13 protein-coding genes are annotated in these 17,493 nt (G+C 31.8%); 4 read left to right on the forward strand and 9 right to left on the reverse strand.

The window, feature by feature from the left end; genetic code table 11:
* Window position 1: 1 nt before the first annotated feature.
* The 4 genes from FHK87_RS20240 to FHK87_RS20255 all read right to left on the reverse strand — a co-directional run bounded on the left by FHK87_RS20240 (window position 2) and on the right by FHK87_RS20255 (window position 3,286).
* The gene (locus FHK87_RS20240) at window positions 2-1,249 is read right to left on the reverse strand and encodes an HlyD family secretion protein (protein WP_140595976.1); all 1,248 of its coding nucleotides are present in this window, start codon (window positions 1,247-1,249) and stop codon (window positions 2-4) included.
* A gap of 68 nt (window positions 1,250-1,317) precedes the next feature.
* On the reverse strand, window positions 1,318-1,608 hold the full coding sequence (locus FHK87_RS20245) for a hypothetical protein (RefSeq protein WP_140595979.1): 291 nt from the start codon (window positions 1,606-1,608) through the stop codon (window positions 1,318-1,320).
* A gap of 799 nt (window positions 1,609-2,407) precedes the next feature.
* On the reverse strand, window positions 2,408-2,767 hold the full coding sequence (locus tag FHK87_RS20250; RefSeq protein ID WP_140595981.1) for a hypothetical protein: 360 nt from the start codon (window positions 2,765-2,767) through the stop codon (window positions 2,408-2,410).
* An 18-nt stretch (window positions 2,768-2,785) separates the two neighbouring features.
* Window positions 2,786-3,286, reverse strand: a complete 501-nt coding sequence (locus tag FHK87_RS20255; RefSeq protein ID WP_140595984.1) for an SH3 domain-containing protein — start codon at window positions 3,284-3,286, stop codon at window positions 2,786-2,788.
* A gap of 655 nt (window positions 3,287-3,941) precedes the next feature.
* Here FHK87_RS20255 and FHK87_RS20260 point away from each other — a divergent pair.
* The 4 genes from FHK87_RS20260 to FHK87_RS20275 all read left to right on the forward strand — a co-directional run bounded on the left by FHK87_RS20260 (window position 3,942) and on the right by FHK87_RS20275 (window position 6,496).
* Window positions 3,942-4,469, forward strand: a complete 528-nt coding sequence (locus FHK87_RS20260; protein ID WP_140595986.1) for a DUF4269 domain-containing protein — start codon at window positions 3,942-3,944, stop codon at window positions 4,467-4,469.
* Between the two features lie 250 nt (window positions 4,470-4,719).
* The gene (locus tag FHK87_RS20265) at window positions 4,720-5,646 is read left to right on the forward strand and encodes an alpha/beta hydrolase (protein ID WP_140595989.1); all 927 of its coding nucleotides are present in this window, start codon (window positions 4,720-4,722) and stop codon (window positions 5,644-5,646) included.
* A gap of 288 nt (window positions 5,647-5,934) precedes the next feature.
* Window positions 5,935-6,117 carry a hypothetical protein gene (locus FHK87_RS20270; protein WP_140595992.1) on the forward strand — a complete coding sequence of 61 codons (183 nt, stop codon included), beginning with the start codon at window positions 5,935-5,937 and terminating at the stop codon, window positions 6,115-6,117.
* A 4-nt stretch (window positions 6,118-6,121) separates the two neighbouring features.
* Window positions 6,122-6,496, forward strand: a complete 375-nt coding sequence (locus FHK87_RS20275; RefSeq protein WP_140595994.1) for a cupin domain-containing protein — start codon at window positions 6,122-6,124, stop codon at window positions 6,494-6,496.
* Between the two features lie 552 nt (window positions 6,497-7,048).
* Here FHK87_RS20275 and FHK87_RS20280 read toward each other — a convergent pair.
* The 5 genes from FHK87_RS20280 to FHK87_RS20300 all read right to left on the reverse strand — a co-directional run bounded on the left by FHK87_RS20280 (window position 7,049) and on the right by FHK87_RS20300 (window position 17,492).
* A complete protein-coding gene (locus FHK87_RS20280) occupies window positions 7,049-8,776 on the reverse strand; it encodes a hypothetical protein (protein ID WP_226294339.1) in 1,728 nt (575 codons plus the stop codon).
* Between the two features lie 224 nt (window positions 8,777-9,000).
* Window positions 9,001-9,402, reverse strand: coding sequence for a hypothetical protein (locus tag FHK87_RS20285; protein WP_140595999.1), 402 nt, complete (start codon window positions 9,400-9,402; stop codon window positions 9,001-9,003).
* A 339-nt stretch (window positions 9,403-9,741) separates the two neighbouring features.
* Entirely contained in the window at window positions 9,742-12,567 is a 2,826-nt protein-coding gene (locus FHK87_RS20290; protein ID WP_140596002.1) for a M16 family metallopeptidase, read from the reverse strand.
* Window positions 12,568-12,664: 97 nt separating this feature from the next.
* Window positions 12,665-14,005 carry a RagB/SusD family nutrient uptake outer membrane protein gene (locus FHK87_RS20295; RefSeq protein WP_140596004.1) on the reverse strand — a complete coding sequence of 447 codons (1,341 nt, stop codon included), beginning with the start codon at window positions 14,003-14,005 and terminating at the stop codon, window positions 12,665-12,667.
* 10 nt (window positions 14,006-14,015) lie between these two features.
* Window positions 14,016-17,492 (reverse strand): TonB-dependent receptor, encoded by a 3,477-nt coding sequence (locus FHK87_RS20300; RefSeq protein WP_140596007.1) that lies wholly within the window; start codon window positions 17,490-17,492, stop codon window positions 14,016-14,018.
* Between the last annotated feature and the right edge of the window lies 1 nt (window position 17,493).

The raw sequence follows: 17,493 nt of genomic DNA on the forward strand, positions 1-17,493 counted from the left end.
TTTAAAACCTTCCTTTTAAACTATAAATAGGCTCTAAAAGCCATTCTCCTAAACTACGGTCTTCTAAAATTATTTCTGCATCAACTGACATACTAGGCTGTAGAAATACTTTTTTACCAAATGCTTTAATATATTGTTTATCTAGTGCTACTTTTACTCTATATACAGGCTCTTGCAACGATAAAGGTGTTTCAATTTCGTTTGGGTTTATTGCTGCTTTTGCAACTTGTATTATCTTACCATTATGTAAGCCATAGCGTTGGTAAGGAAAGGCATCGAACCTTATTAAAACATTTTGATTTTTTTTAACAAAACCTATAGCTCTAGAGGGTAAAAATAAATCTGCAAACAACTCTGCTTTTTCTGGTAAAATCGTTAACAGTGATAAATTGGGATTTGCCTTTTGTCCAACGTGAAACTGAGAAAATATTACCCTTCCATTTACTGGTGATTTTATTGCAAAAGATTTTCTATCTGTAACTTCTACAAGCTTTTCTTCTACTTGAGATTTTTGCTCTATTAATTCTTTTATACTATTTTCTTTCTTTATGGGTAATTGTTCTAAATCTATTTTAGCATTACTAATTTCTGTTTCCTTTATAATTTTTAATCTTCTTGTTGATTCTAAAGAATTTTTTGCATTAAAATAACCTGTTTGCCTGATTCGATAATCGTCGTTATCAACTATGCCCTTAGATAATAACATTTCGTACTGATCTCTTTGCTTTTCTGTTATTCCGTATTGACTTTTATTAATCTTTAACTGTTTAAGAATTTGCTGGTATTCTCTTGTTAGGTTAATCAATTTTTGAGTTAACCTACTTTCTTCACTTAACATTAGTTTTTTTTCATCTTCTATTTGTTGTGATAAATTTTTACTTTGCTTTTGTAATCTCAAAATCGAATGATCAATAGAACTGATAGAATCAGCATTAAGCCTTTCTGTACCAATCTCCATTAATAACTGATTCTTTTTTACTTTCTGCCCCTCTATAATGAAATTTCTTTTAATTATACCACTATAAGAAGGATACAACTTCACCAACCCTTTATCAGGAATTAAATAACCTTTAACCGATTCTTTACGAGAATAAGTACCATAAAACAACAAAAGAAGGGCCACAATAACCAAAATTGTTATGGTTATTGTATATAACCAAAAAAACCTTGGACTCTTAAGTAAAACTTCTCCATATAACCTTTGTGATTTATGCTTAAAAACCTCTTTTCTAAAAAGTTTAGGATTCATATGATTTTACATAAGATATTTATAATAAAAAAAGCTTAGTCTAAAAACTAAGCTTTTTTTATTAAGAATTATTTGCTTGGTTGAAAAGTAAAACCTGATCCAATAATATACCCTCCTAAAGCAGATAACCCTAAACTTCCTGCTGTTATAGTTGGTGTAGCAGTAGCGGCAACACCAACTGCTGCCATTCCTAAGCCTCCAGTAGCTACTATAGCAACTCCTAAACCAATTACTCCTGCTCCGGAAGCTATAGTACCTGCATCTATTTTAGCCTCCGTACTCCAGAAATAATCCCAAGAGTCAGATAAACGACTACCTCCATTAACTTCCTTGATTTCTTCGAAATTTAAATCTCTCATTTTAATTTGTTTTTAATTATTTTATTAATATTAATTGCAAATATTATATTAACCCCCACTAATACCACCACTACAGTTAGTAAAAAAGCAGTGTCTTTCAATAGTTGTTTTCAGTAAAATTTATGAATGAAAATTTTATTTTTTTTTATAAAAAAAACTTAGACTAACTAAAATCTAAGCTTTTTTAATTTCATTTTCTTGAAATTTTAATTTACCAATCTCCAAAACCAAAGTCTTGTATTTTATCTATAGTACTGTCGAAATTAATATCCATATACACCTTATTATCAGCTCTAACTCCTATATTATCTTTACCATCTCCATTCCAATCTTATACATCTCCAAGATCTATTTTATTACCAAAAGTTCCATAGGCTCTCAATTCTTTTCGTTGAGCTTCATTCCCTAGAAAATCTTTAGAGGTCGTCCCATCATGCTCTTGAATGTGCTTACGCTATTCGTATTCAAAAATTAACGGACGTCTATTTGAATAACTCTATTTACCCAATCCCTTTTTTTACTACATGAATGTAACTTACAAAACCATTTTTAGTTCTAGCATAATATAAATTGTGTATCTCGTTAAAACCAAAAAGATTATCAATATCAATCACAAAGCTTCTATTTTTTTAATTAATTCTATCATCATTTATTTAAACTTTAATGATTTATGTATTTGGAGTAGAGCATTTCTACTTACAAATCTTTCGGTTTTGTACTCTCACCTTGTTTCATTTTACAGCTTCTTTTAATCACTTAAACAGGTTATTACTTATACCTTGTGCTATATGTTGGCTTTTTATTTTTGAAGCCCTTGAATTAAACACCTATCTCTAGAAATTTTAATGTTTCCGCTCCAGGAGTATTCATTTCCTTTTGCTTCAATTTTATATATTCCTTCGGGTTTATTAACTGATAATGTTCCTAACTCGCCACAGTTTGGAATTCCATTTATAAAATATTTAGTTAATTTTCCTATGTATGTACCATTAAGATATACTTTAATATTGCCATCTGTACCGCAGTTTGTCCAAACCGTTATACTACCATTGCCATATCCGTAGGGTAAATAATTGGAATTAAGATTAGAAATAGTAGTATTAAATGAATACCTATCATTGAAATACGGATTTGATGTGCTCAGATAACTTCCTGACACATATCCAATCTTGATCTTTTAAGAATAGGAATCGAAATCATAATAATTGTACTGTACTTTTTTCCAACCGTTTGAATATGTGTAAATAACTTTAACGTTCTCAGCTTTTGACAAAGAACCAATTACTGAATAGTTCGTAGAAGGTCCCGAACGAACATTTAATCTATTTGCTGTCACGTAATAACTTAAATTGTATGAAGTATTTGTACTGTTGTAAGAACTGCTTGATGGAGCTGAATATGTAGTTGAAGGATAACTATATGATGAAGAACTTGAAGAACGATTGTGATAGTTCTCTAAATAAGTATTAGGATTTCCTGTCGCCGTTTTTCCAGTATATGGATTAGTATTCCTTGGGTAACTCCAATTGTTATATGGATTTCCGTCTGGGTTAGACCTGTAATGTGGTCGAACGTAAGTTCCGTCTTTCTTATAATATCCTCTAACCTTAACCTGTGCAAATAGCTGTAAAGATATTGGCAATGTCAAGAAAATTATGAATATTCTGATATTTGTCATTTTTTTCAACTTATGTGCAACAATGTTAAAAACTTTTAGATATTCAATTAGTTTTCAATAAACAAATTACCCCATATCCGAAGATTTCTTCGGATATGGGGTAACTCATGATTTTAACTTGCTTCTAAATTAGTAAAATATAATTAAAAGTCTACTTCTTCCCTGATTTTTTATAATATGCCCTTTGCGCATCAAATTTTGAAAAGGAATACAAAGAGGGTATATCAAAGTAACATATCAGTTCATTTAAATATTAATTGTTAAACTTAGAAAATGAACCGTTTTATTAAACTGGGTTGGTTTTATTCTTATGTTTCTAACTAAAAGTTCAACAAAACCACCGAATTAGTAAACTAATCTAAGGGGCAATGTTTAATAGAATATCTTAATTATAAACTTTTATTAAGCAACATTCAAGTATTCTGCTAACTCTTTGATTTTCAAAAGTTCTTTTTCGAAAGGGTTCGACATGTGTTCTCCCTGGGTCACTTTTTAGACAAAATTTACCGAACTGTGACAATATTGTCTCGGTTTTTTGTTAGATATTATTATTAAATTCTTAAGTATACTAGTTCTTGAGATAATTATATAGCCAAATATTAAGGATTATAGTTACCTTAGTGCATATAGCATTGTTGTACATAATTAAAGCAGATTGAAGACAGACTTTACAAATATTGAATATCTCAAAGAAGGGAATGAACGTCAGCGAAGAGCTTTTGCAGAATTGATCGAGATATCTATTTTTGATCACTTGCAGGACTACAAACCTATATTAACAGGAACTATTCCGATTGGCATAGATTTACCAGAAAGTGACTTAGATATTATTTGTCAATGTTCCAATCATTTAAAATTTGCAAAAACTCTTAACTCGTTATACTCGAACAAGGAAAATTATCAAATACATACGAGCAATTGGAATGACCTAGAATCAACGATTGCAACCTTTCATTCAGGCGAATTTCAGATTGAAATTTTTGGACAAGATTGCCCTACAGAAAATCAAAATGCGTACCGTCATATGATAATTGAACATAAAATTCTAAGCTCGAAGAACGATAAGTTTAGAGCAGAAATAATACAACTGAAAAAAGAAGGATTGAAAACGGAACCTGCTTTTGCCAGATTATTAGGTTTGCAAGGAAATCCCTATGAAGAACTATTAAAATTTAAAGAATAAAACTTTTGTAGCAGTCATAATGTGTATGGTATATAGCTTGTAGCCTCACTACGACACCATAATACTCAAGATTAATCTAATTCATTAAATTTCTAAATAAAACGAAGTTGGACAAAGATTACTAGAATCTTTAAATATTAAGTTAGCAAAAATCATCTTGTCATCATTTTAACAAGCAATTAGCAAGGCTTGATGCTTTTTTGTTTGATATTCGCGGTAAATTTTTAATTGGAGAAAATAATTAGAGTAAATGAACAAATTTTTATCGATATTCATCATTATAATAATAACAATATCTTGTAGTGATGGAAGCCAGAAAAATAAAACAATAGAAGAGTTTAATGTTAGTAATAAGGCTATTCCAAATAAAGAGGAAACAAGGTTAAAATCATTTGAAATAAAAGGAACAGAAGTCCATTCTATTAAATCAACAATCAATCAAAAATCTTACGAACTATACGTTAAGCTACCGAAATCATATTCAAGCTCCGATAAACAATATCCAATATTGATTCTTACCGATTCAGACTATGCCTTCCCGTTAGTGACTAGTATAACAAGGCGATTAAATGTAGAAGAATTTATCACAGTGGGAATCTCCTATTCCAAAGATGATAAACCAACAGTTAGCAGGACAAGGGATTATACACCGACCTATTCTCCTAATGAACCGAGAGGACACTCTAAAGAATCAAGGTTAGCTTCTGGAAAGGCTGATGATTTTATATCATTTATAAAAAATGATATATTTCCGTTTTTAGAAGAGATGTATAGAATAGATAATTCCAAAAAAGTATTTGCCGGACAATCTTTTGGTGGATTATTAGCGAGTTATATGTTGGTTACAACACCAAATTTATTTGAATACTATTTAGCTGGAAGTCCCTCTTTATGGTATGACAATCAATGCTTAAATGGGTTCGAAGAGGTATACTATAATTCCCATAAGAATATGAAAGCAAATGTTTTTTTGTGTATCGGAGAAGAGGAAGAAAAATCAAATATGGTAGCCGAAATGCTTGATTTTGAAAAAAGGTTATTATCTCGAAATTACTCCGATTTAAACATTAAAACAGTTATAATTCCTGATGAAGATCACCTAAGTGTCTATCCTAGCTTTATTACAAAAGGAATTCTATATGCTTTTGGAAAAGAAAAACCAACTAACAAAAAATAAACGTCATTAAAACTGACGTTTACTCAACTCATGATTTTTAACTCCTATAAAAGTTATAAAAAAATTAAAATGTTTTAATATAGAACGATATTAGCAAGCTATTAGTAGCAAATCTTGATACTCTTTTACATACTCTGAAAATTTCTTCTAAATATTCTGTCAAAAAAGTTTGAGTCGTGAATGCTCGGGGTCACAAATGAGACAAAATTTACTAAAGCGAGACATTATTGTCTCGCTTTTTGTATTGAGTTGGTTGCAGGTATTTTGCTTATCACCAACCGTTTAATAATGCTCATATGTATAACCTTAGTTATAGAAATGCTTGTAGCTACTAGCGTACATTGGTCCAATGGTTGGCTTTTTGCTGCTTCAGGTGGTGGATGGGAATTTCCCGCATTACTTATTGTATGCACGATAGTACTTGCCCTACAAGTAAAAAACAAATTATCTCGAAAAGTTCTAAAAAAATAATAAAATGACACATTTTAAATGGAGCAAAGCTTTGTTATGTCTAGTATACCTGGTTTCTTGTAGTAGACATGATCCAAAACAATTTCTAGATAAAATCTATGCTTCCGAAAAAGTGAAACATTTTGAATTTGATAATATATTTTATGACACTTTGAGTGTTGGAATTTTCAGAAAACTGGTATATGGTGATAATTTACAACAAACAGATGTTGTCATAAAAAAGGGCTATATCATCCCTAAACATGAGCACATAAGCGAGCAAATGTCTACGATTTTAGAAGGAGCATTTAAAGCAACAATCTATCATCCTAATAGAACAGAAGTAGTTATTTTAAATACAGGAGACGTGTTTTTTATTCCTTCACCCCCCCCCTCATAAATACAAGGCTATAGAAGACAGCAGAGTTTTAGAAACTTTTTTCCAATAAGAAAAGATATGATTAATAAATAGCAATTATTGGTGTTGGAGGCACTATTGTTCAAAGAATAGTAAAGGAGGTTACATAATGAAAATCATGATTTAAAGCTACTACTAAATTTGAACCAAAATTTGGAAAACCGGAACAGAACATAAAAATTACGTTTGATTTCAACTCTATCTAAAAATATTAAAACCAGACTTTTTGGTAGAAGTGAGTGTCTCATTATATTTTTTGTTTTAAGCTTTTATCTTTTAGTATTTAATAAAAATATCATAACTCAAAATTAAATAAGACATGTAGTAAAGGTGTCTCAAATAATTATTTGAGACCTGTTTTTTAATTTAAAAATGGTCTGGTAAATCCTTTAATGAGGGTTGTTCAATCAAAAAAGATTTTGTCATCTTATTCTGCTTATGATGCAACCACTCTTTATTTTATTAATGATATGTTCTTCGAAGCCTCTCACCACAAAAACTTATCTCTTTTTTTTGAACAATGACTTTACTTTCTTAAACTTTTATCTTAGTTTTTTTTCGAATACTAAAAAACCATATTACTAAGCCTATTCCTATGATATAGACACCATATTGATAATAAAAAAAGTAAAAAAACCATCTCCATAGAGGTGGTGTGTCATTTAAATTGATCTTAATACGATTTATAGTACCTCCATCTAGATGACCTAGGGAAACGACTTCCAACCCTTCATCTGTTTCATAATATGCTGCGGGGCTTACTATTCTATCAAAATCCCATACTCTTTTAATTCCGAAAGGGTTACAATTTTTTAATTTACGAACGTGTACTTCGCTATCATCAAAATACGCATATTTCTTTCCAGATTGGATGAGCATTACTTTTTCTGAGGTTCCATAATCTGAGGTTCTGTGTCTGTTAATTGATACTACATTATCATAATCAAGGCTTAACTTACATCGATCTTCAATCGCATATTTATTTTCAGCGTCAGAGGACCAAGGTTTTACCATCCACTGTTTCTTATTTCGATTGTAGTAATAGACTAGAACTTCAGATAGACTTGTATAGGATTTGGAGATTGCTTCATAATGACTGATTTCTATAGGGGTTTCCTGTAAATAAATTAATGGGCCAGTCGTTAACCAAAACCCATTTTTGTCTCCATGGATAAAATAAATATGACTATTATATAAAGATGAAATTGTCTCTGGATTTTCATTCTGAATCAATTTCCAATCAGGTGCTATTTCAACAGTATTATTTTCATCAATAAGCAGTACGCGACCTCCCTTTTGTACAACAACAATTGATTCGTCGTTTAAAAACTCTGCTTTTGATACATCATTAACAAGTGATTTCCATGACTTACCCCTATCCTTACTTATTGCTAGTCGTCCAATTTGATCTAAAATCAATAATTGGTTCCCTTGTTGTGATTCAAAATTTCTATTAAAAGAATGCTTTTGTAACGATGCTGATTTATCTTCCCAGTTTGTACTGCCATTCTTTTGAAAGAAAACACCTCCAAGAGTCGCTGCCCAAATCCCATCAACAGACTCACTTAAAACAGCAGGTATTTCACCTTCATGGAGTTTGATATTATTTCTGTATATTCTAGGTTTAGTGGTTGTTTCTATATATTTTTCCTTGATTTCGAGTACACTGCCGTTAAGCTTAAACTGATACCTGTTGTTATCTGGTAATTCCAATATGGCATTACTTTCTGAGCTAAAAGTCAATACAGTTCCAGACAATGTTTTTTCATCTAAGTCAGAAAGAGGAATAGATTTCCAAGATTGTTCAAAATTTTCTGTGAATTCAGGGAGCTTTATGAGCTGTTCTGAATTTGAAATAATGGTTACAGGTTTCCATGATTTTCCAAAATCTTCTGACACAATAAAACCATCAAGAGTAGAGGCTAAAATGGTGTCATTAACCCATAACGCTATTTTAATATAACTTTCGCTTAGTTCTATTTGTTCCCAAGTTACACCATGGTCCAAGCTTAAATATTTCCAACGCTCTCCAGCAATAATCAAATGATTAGGGTTCTTAGCATTTACGTGTATATATTGAATTGAAGGACCGCTCGGAATTGTAATTTCATTATCAGTTTCAGGTGTAATATTCGATTTCACCACAATGCTTCCATCATTAACTCCTAAAGAATACGGGATGTCATTTGTTTTATCAATTAAATTCAAAATTATAAACGCGATATATAAAAATGATATACATCTGAAAACTAACTTGTTCATAGTTGTAGTTTTTATCATTAATTAAATTGTAAAGTAGCTTTATATAGGTTGTTGTTTTTGATACTCTAATGAGATCTGAGCTAATAATTGTTTAATACTATTCATGATTATATCCTTTTTAAGATTCCTTTTTACATTGAACAAGATATGACTTTAAAGTGTTTCCATAGGTTGTAACCTCGATATTTCATTTTTTTAAATAACTCTCTTACAGTTGAAATGGGTCATTGACTTTTATAATTCCTTATTTTGTTAATAATATAATTTTCGAACTCGATTATTACAAAAGCTTCTCTTTTTCTGTTAGAAATAAATTTATTCTTCTGAACTTTTATACCAAATGGCGTGTGTAACTTAGACGCATACTGATTTCCCGAGATTACCATTCTACCAAAGTCGTTATCTATTTCTAAAGTATCAGTAAGCGTTACATTGTCTAGGTTGATTAGTTGTAAATTTATCCTACAAGTATGATAACTAGCATCTTCTTGTATTTTAGTTTCTTGATTTAATGTTGTACTCCCCTGATATCCGCAAAATTGATAAGCATTTTCCTCTTTATTAAAGCAATGAGTCCATTCATTATATTCATTAGGTGACTTACAAAGCTCTATTTTTTCAGGCATACGAGGACGTGCTAAATAATATTCAGTTGATACCTTGTTAAGTCTATGAGCTAATTCTTTGATGGATAGATCAAAATGATATTCTTTTTGAGACCGTGAATGCTAATGTGTCCTTAAACCATTAAGTAAAAAACACGCCGCCGCCTATAGAGAATTTATAAAACAATAAAATAAAAAAGCCAGACAATTTTGTCTGGCTTAAGGAAAAAAATGCCTTGAAAGTAGCGGGAGAGATTGAAATATCTAACCAATTCTATTGAAAAATTAATTGAAATTAAGGCATTTATAAAAAACTATTCTATATTATTAATAGCTTTATAAGACTATTATAATCTACGATTACTTTTTTTCGGGTATCAAAATAAATTCAGCATAATTTTTTGTATTAAAATAAGTATTAGCTGCATCTTTAAAATCTTTTGAAGAGAGTTTATTGATTTTAGATTTATAATTTACTATTTCATCAATGTCTAAATCATATTCAATTGCTGTTTTCAATTTATAAATCCAGTACTCATTGTATTTGAGTCCATCTTTCGCATTAGATAATTCTGCTTCTTTAATTTTTTTAAGATCTATCTCAGATATTCCGTTATTTTTGATATTGTCAATTTCTTCGAAAACTTTTTTAGTTAATTTCTCTACATTTTCTGGGGCACAAGTAAAACGAATGTTTAAACGATACCAATCATAAGGTTTATCAGTCGCAAATCCAGATACCTTAACTCCATAAACACCAGCCATTTTTTCACGTAGTTCTTCTGTAAGTTTTATTTTAAGCGCTTTTGCCAGTAAATTGATATTTCGTTTTTTATCTATTGAAAAATCAAGTGTTCCTGTAAAACGCATATCTACTTTACTTTTATTATCAATACCTTTTTCTATAGTCTCTTTAATCACTCCAGTAGGTCTACGTAATCCGATATCTCTCCAGGTACTTTTTTGTTGTAGATCAGAAGGTAAACTTGCCAAGTATCTGATTACCTGTTCTTTTAAAATTTCAAGATCAAAGCTTCCTGCAAAAATAAAAATGAACCCATTTGCTGATGAGAAACGTTCCTTATAGAATTCATATACATCATCCAATTTTAACCCTTCTTCTATTTCTTGCTCTTTTAGAGATACTCCTCTTAAATGATTTTGGGTCATTACTTGATTAATTCTTTCTTCAAAGACGATGTTAGGATTTTTATCCATGTCTTTGGTTAAGGCTATCATGTTTGCTTTCTGTGCTTCAAAAACACCTTTGTCTTTGTTAGGTGCTGTAAAATACAAATGTGTCATTTGCAGCATTGTCTCTAAGTCTTTAGAAGAGCTATTTCCTGAGAATAAGTCATCATAAAAATTAATACGAGGTTTTACGCTTACCGTTTTCCCCATATTTATTTTTTTAAGATTTATTGAAGAAACCCCGTTTATTCCACTAGACCCGATTATCTCACCAGCGCTTTTGACAGAAACATATAATGAATCTTGTCCCAAAGAACTTCCTCCTGGTCTAAAACCAATCATACTTATTAAATCGTTTTGTAATGTTGTTGGCTTAGCCAATACAGTGATTCCGTTAGCAAATTTCCATGTAGTTACGTCAACGTTAGAATTATAAGAAGCCTTTACAATTTTGCCTGGTTGAGGTTTCTTGCTCATCAATTCTGTAATATTAAGAGAGTCTATATTTTGAGTAATTTTTTTTGTTTTTATTTTTTTCAACATAGACATCACTTCTTTACTATCAGGAAGTTTTAAACTTTTTTTATTAGGTGCATTTATAATAATAGAAATATTATCATCTTTAATCCACTCTTGAGCTATTTGATTCACATCTTCTATTGTGATCGAAGGGAACACTTTTTTGTAGAACTCATATTGAAATGCTGTCCCAACGATAGGCTTTTTGTCTGTAAAGTGACCGGTATATTGGTCTGCGTAGTATTTTGAGGGTAATTTTCCTTCTTCGTTTTTAAAAATGGCAGCTCTATTCAGCATGTATGCTTTATAACGTTTTAATTCTGCTGAAGTAAAGCCGTATCGCTTAGCACGTTCACTTTCTTCTAATAATATTTCTATACCTTTATTTATTGCATCCTCTTTTAAAGAAGCCCGAAGGTAATAACTATCTTTATCTCCTAAAAAATGTCCTATTCCCGCAGAAGCACTTAAGAATGGCGCATTAGGAAGTATTGCTTTTTCTGACAATCGTTGTCGTAACATTCCTGTATATAACCTTTGTAAGATATTCTTTTTGTAATCCTTCAAGTTCTTGGTCTCGACACTTGTTTTTTTATGATAAACAGCAATATTTACACCTGTAGCTTCGGGATCTGTAATGATTCCGATTTTTGGACTTGTATTATCTGGAATCGTATAGTGTATTCTTTCTTTTGGATTACTTTTTATATTGAGATCATCAAATACAGATTTTATTTTTTGTTCTGTTTCGACAAGATCAAAGTCTCCTACCAATACTAGTGCCATCAAATCAGGTCGATACCAATCGGTGTAAAAACGTTTTAAAGATGCATATTTAGAATTCATAATGACATCAAGAGTACCTATCGGAGTTCTTTTTGAATATCTAGAATTATTGGTTAATAGAGGGATAGACTCGTAATACATTCGCATTCTAGCTCCGCTACGGGCTCTTAGCTCTTCTGCTACAATGCCTCTTTCATTATCAATTTCTTCATCAGAAAATTCAATACCATCAGCCCAATCTCTCATAATTTGAAGACTGGTATCGAATATTTCTTTATTATCCGTAGGAACTAATAGCTTATATACAGTCTCATCAAAACTAGTATGCGCATTTAGATCTGCACCAAATTCTACACCTATACTTTGTAAATAATTGATAAGTTCGTTTTTTTTAAAATTCTTTGTTCCATTAAATGCCATATGCTCTACAAAGTGGGCGAGCCCCAATTGATCTTCGTCTTCTAGAATAGAACCGGCATTTACCACTAATCGTAATACAGCTTTATCTTTTGGTTTAGCATTCTTTTTTAAATAATATGTAAGACCATTCGCTAGTTTACCAACTTTTACTGTTGGATCTATGGGGATTTTTGTGTTGAGGTCTTCTATTTCAGAAGATTTCTTTTGCGACATAAGCATTCCTATGCACAAGAAGAAAAGAAAGAATATTTTCGTTTTGATTTTTTTCATTGTTTAGAGTTTAAAAGGATAAAAAAACAGGGTTATACAAAGTAATAACCCCGTTTATAAAATAGGGCGGAGTGGCTAACTCAAGTATATGTATTGGTTAATATCCAGGATTTTGATCTGCTAAGCTTATCAGTTCATTTCCTTCAATTTCTTTTTCTGGTATGGGCAAGATATACTGGTTCTCACTTGTTATTGAAGGCTTTAATTCCATAGCTTTATTCATTCTTATTGCAGCAAACCATTCACTACCATTTTCAAAAGCTAGCTCTTTTACATATTCATTAAAAATATCGTTTTTCAGCTCTTCAACAGTAGTTGCAGCGGTATTATCAATTCCTGCACGATTTCTAATGATGTCTAATGGAATTTTACTCGTTTCTACAGATGCTCCGCTCATAAGCAGTGCTTCTGCTTGAATTAAATACAGTTCTGATAATCTAATGAAGTAAGTTGGTCGAAAGGTATCAACATTATTTGTTTTTAATACTCTTCCTGCATTAAATGTAACAGCAGCTCTGGGATCTTCTCCCATTAAAACAGGAAACCAGGTAGTACCTGCTCTACCAGGGTAAAAACGTTTACGGTTATTATCATCTACATCTGAATTTTCATCTCTATATGTCATCAAAATCATTTCTGTAGAATCTAAGCCCTCATCAAAAACCGAAGTAAAATCAGGAGATAATGAACGTGTTCCTTCTATAATAACTTCATTGGCAAGAGCTGCGGCTTCTGCATATCTACCCATAAACAATAATACTCTAGCTTTTAGAGCTCTTGCAGCGGTTTTGGATGCCCTATAGGATACTGAAAAATCAGGAGCATCTGCTATGGCAATATTAAGATCATTAATAATCTGATCGTAAGATTCTGTTACACTACTTCTTGATTTACTTCTTGTTACAAAATTTACAGGCTCTGTCCTAAGAATTACTCCCAAACTGCTATTTGTGTCATAAAACTGTCCAAAATACCGTAGCGCATCAAAAGTGGCCATGGCTCTAATAAAATGTGCTTCTCCTATAATCTCTTTCTTAGTTTCTAAAGTAATTTCACTCTCGGGTAGTTGATCGGTGAGCGCTATTGCGGTATTAGACGCATCTATTACTCCATAAAAGATAGACCAAAATGCATTTACAGTCCCATTATCGAATAGAATATCATTTTCACTAAACTGCTCATCTGTTGCAGAAGCACTAACTCGACTCATCGAACCAATTAATGCGCTGGGAATCAACTCTGAATACATGTAGTAATGTGAACTCGAAAAGGAAATAATTTTGCTATATGCCCCATTCAAAATTGCTCTGGCATCATCTTCGTTTTGAACTACATTTTCTGGGACCAAATTATTTGGAGGATCCTGGTCTATTGAATCCGTTAGACTACAAGAAAAAGTAAAGAAAATGATGATAAGTATTGCTATATTTTTTTTCATAACTTTTATTTTAAAAACCGATGTTAATACCAAAAGTGAATGCTTTTTGTAACGGGAAACGATTGGTATCTCTTCCTGCTCCCGAAATATCATTGTTGAATAATGTTGCACTTTGTGGATTTGCTCCAGGGTAATCTGTAAGTGTCCAAAGATTTTGTGCAATCCCATAAATGGAAATACTATCAATAAAGTCAATTTGTTTCATTACCTCTTTTGAGAATGTATATCTCAAATTAATTGTATTCAACCTTAAGAAAGAAGCGTCATGCACATAATAACTTGATATTCTTGCATTATTATTTGGATCTCTATACACTGCTCTTGGTTGATTGGTAGGATTTTCTGGTGTCCATGCATTAAGGACTTCTGTAGTTTTATTTTCTGCTAGAAAAGGACTTCCAAAATTAATGGCTCTGGTTTGAGAAAACCAGAATAAATCATTACCGTAAGAATATGTAAACTGAGCTGCAAGGGTAAAACCTTTATATGTCCATGTGCTATTGATCCCACCAAAGAAATCTGGTTGAGCATCGCCAATTACAGTTTGGTCTTCACTTGTTATCTTACCATCTGGCACTCCATTAGGACCAGAAATATCTTTAAACCTTAGATCCCCTGGTGCAGTTAGCTCATCTTGATAGACACCATCTTCTGCATTAGCATTAAGGTTATCAATTTCTGATTGTTGTTGAAAAATTCCCTCAGAAACATATCCATAGATAAGTCCTATAGGGCTCCCTTCTTTTAATCTTCCTCCTCCCAATCCAGGAAAGCCAACAGCAAAACCTTCGTCATCTTTGAAATCATCACCTATCTTAGTAAGCTCATTTGCGTTCTTGGTTAGATTAATATTAATGTTCCAGGAAAAATTTCTTGCTCTAATGATATCCGCATTGAATTCAATTTCAAATCCTGTATTTTTTGTACTACCTACATTTGCCAAAACTGAAGAGACTCCTGTATTACCAGGTGTAATCACTGGAAATATAGCATCTTCGGTATCCTTTTGATAATATCCAAAACTTCCTGAGATTCTATCATTAAGAATCGAAAAATCTAGTCCTATATCAAATTGCTTCGTCGTTTCCCATTTTAATCTATCATTTCCGAGCTGAGATAGTATTATTGAAGGATCGCCTCCATAATCATCAGTTTCGAATAAGGTTCGCCATTGGTATGCTCCAAAATCCTGTTGACCTGTAAGTCCAATACTACTTCTAAATTTTAATTCGTTTAGAAAATTACTCCCTGATAGAAAGGGTTCTCCTGAAATTCTCCAAGCCAATGCAGCTGCTGGAAAGAAAGCGTATTTATTTTCTTTTGCAAATTTTGAAGAACCGTCAACCCGGCTTGTTAAGGTAAGAAAGTACTTTTGATCATAATCATAATTAATTCTTCCAAAGTATGAAGAAAGCCCTGATGCACTTTCAAAAGCATCTCCACCATTACTAACAGTAGCACTAGATACATTACTAAGAACTCCGTTTGAGAATCCGGTACCAAATGCTTTATTAAAAGAATTTCTAGCTTCTTCAAAAGTTGTTCCCAGAACAGCATCTAATTGATGAACTAAACCAAATAATCTAGAATATGTAAGTGTACTTTGCCATTGTAATACAGAACTATTACTTCTACTATCTTGTGCAAACCCATCTCCATCACCTTGTAAACGCGACCACCCGCCTCGACCAGTAAATCTGGGATAAAAACTTTCTTGATTACCATTGTTATAATTAACGGATACTCTTGTTTCTGCAGTTAAACCATTGACAATTTCTAACTGTGTAAAAAATGAGCCTAATAGAAGAAAGGTTTTATTATTATTAAATGCCTGAGAAAGTGCAACTGGATTTTCAAAATTAGAATTTGGTGAAAAAGAAAAGTTTCCATCTTCGTCAAATACAGGAATATCTGGTCGAAAAATATACATTCGATCTACTAATCCACCATCTACATTAGATTGATCAAAAAATGACGCTTGCACATTGGTTCCAAAACTCCAAAGAGAGGTGATTTTTGTGTTCAATGAAAGATTGAAGTTATGGCGTTCACTTTCTGAACCTTGAAACTGCGTTTTAGAATTTAAAGTAGCAATTGATGTAGAATATTGAGTATTTTCATTTCCACCTCTTACATTAAAATATACATTAGTAGAAATTGGTGTTCCTGGGCTTATTTCGTTCTCCCAGTTGGTATTTGCATTTCCAAAATAGGAACCATCTAAGACACTCGTCGCAAAATCATCGTCTGATGATCCATTTTGTACAGCCTTTGTCCATACCTCTCTAAACTGTTGTGCATCTAATACATCTAATGTTGCCGTTTCTTGAATAATAGTAGAGATATCAACATTAAATTGAGGTTTTCCTCTTTTGGTTCCTTTTTTGGTATTGATAATAATTACACCATTTGCTGCTCTCGAACCATATATTGCTGCTGCAGATGCATCTTTTAAGACACTTATAGATTCTATGTCACTAGGGTTTAAATTTCCGATAGGAGTACTTAATCCTTGATTATTTAATTCATTTCCTAATAATCGACCTTCTGTACCTCCTATAGGAATATTACTTTCTGGAACAATAGGAATCCCATCAATTACAAACAGAGGTTGATTTGATCCTGATAATGAAGAAGTACCTCTTATTCTAATTTTTGCGGCGGTTCCTGATTGTCCATTTGGGCTACTTATCAAAACCCCGGATACTTGTCCCTGTAATGCCTGGTCCACATTTACAGTAGGTGCTTGATTTTGAAAACTTTCTATATCAACTACTCCTACAGAACCTGTTAAATTTTGTTTTTTTACTTCTCCATATCCAACAAGTACTACTTGTTCAAGTTCACTTATATTTTGAGTGAGTATTGTATTGATTGTATTTTGATTATTAATTGGTATTTCTTGGGTATCAAACCCTACAGAAGAAAAGACCAAAACACCTTTAGGGTTTTTGACTATAAAAGAATAGTTTCCGTCAAAATCTGTCATTGTACCATTAGTTGTTCCTTTTTCTAATATTGATACACCTGGTAGAGGAAGACCGCTTTCGTCTGAGATAGTTCCGTTTACTTCAAATTGTTGATTCTCGGCCTTTGGTTTTTGTTGTTTTTGAGTTGGTGATACATTGCGCCGACTGATGATGATTTGTTTATCTAGTATTTTAAAAGTTTCGTTACTATCTTTAAAAAGTATTATCAGTATACTTTTAATAGATTCTTTTTTTGTTTTGATACTTACTTTTCTATCGAGGTCTATTTCTTCATTCTTATAAAAAAAACGATATGATGTTTTGTTTTCGATCTCTGTAAATACTCGCGATAGCTTTACAGAAGATAGATTAAGACTGATTTTGGTGTTTTGAAGATATTCAGAATTAGCTTGTATCTGAAAGAGTGTTACGATAAAGAAAAACATCGTAAACTTTATTTTTAAGTTAAAGTCTGGAATGTTTTGATAAGAGCACCCCGTGGCAATTAGTTTTTTCATA

This window comes from Aquimarina algicola, from assembly GCF_006443095.1.
GTDB classification, from domain to species: Bacteria; Bacteroidota; Bacteroidia; order Flavobacteriales; family Flavobacteriaceae; genus Aquimarina; species Aquimarina algicola.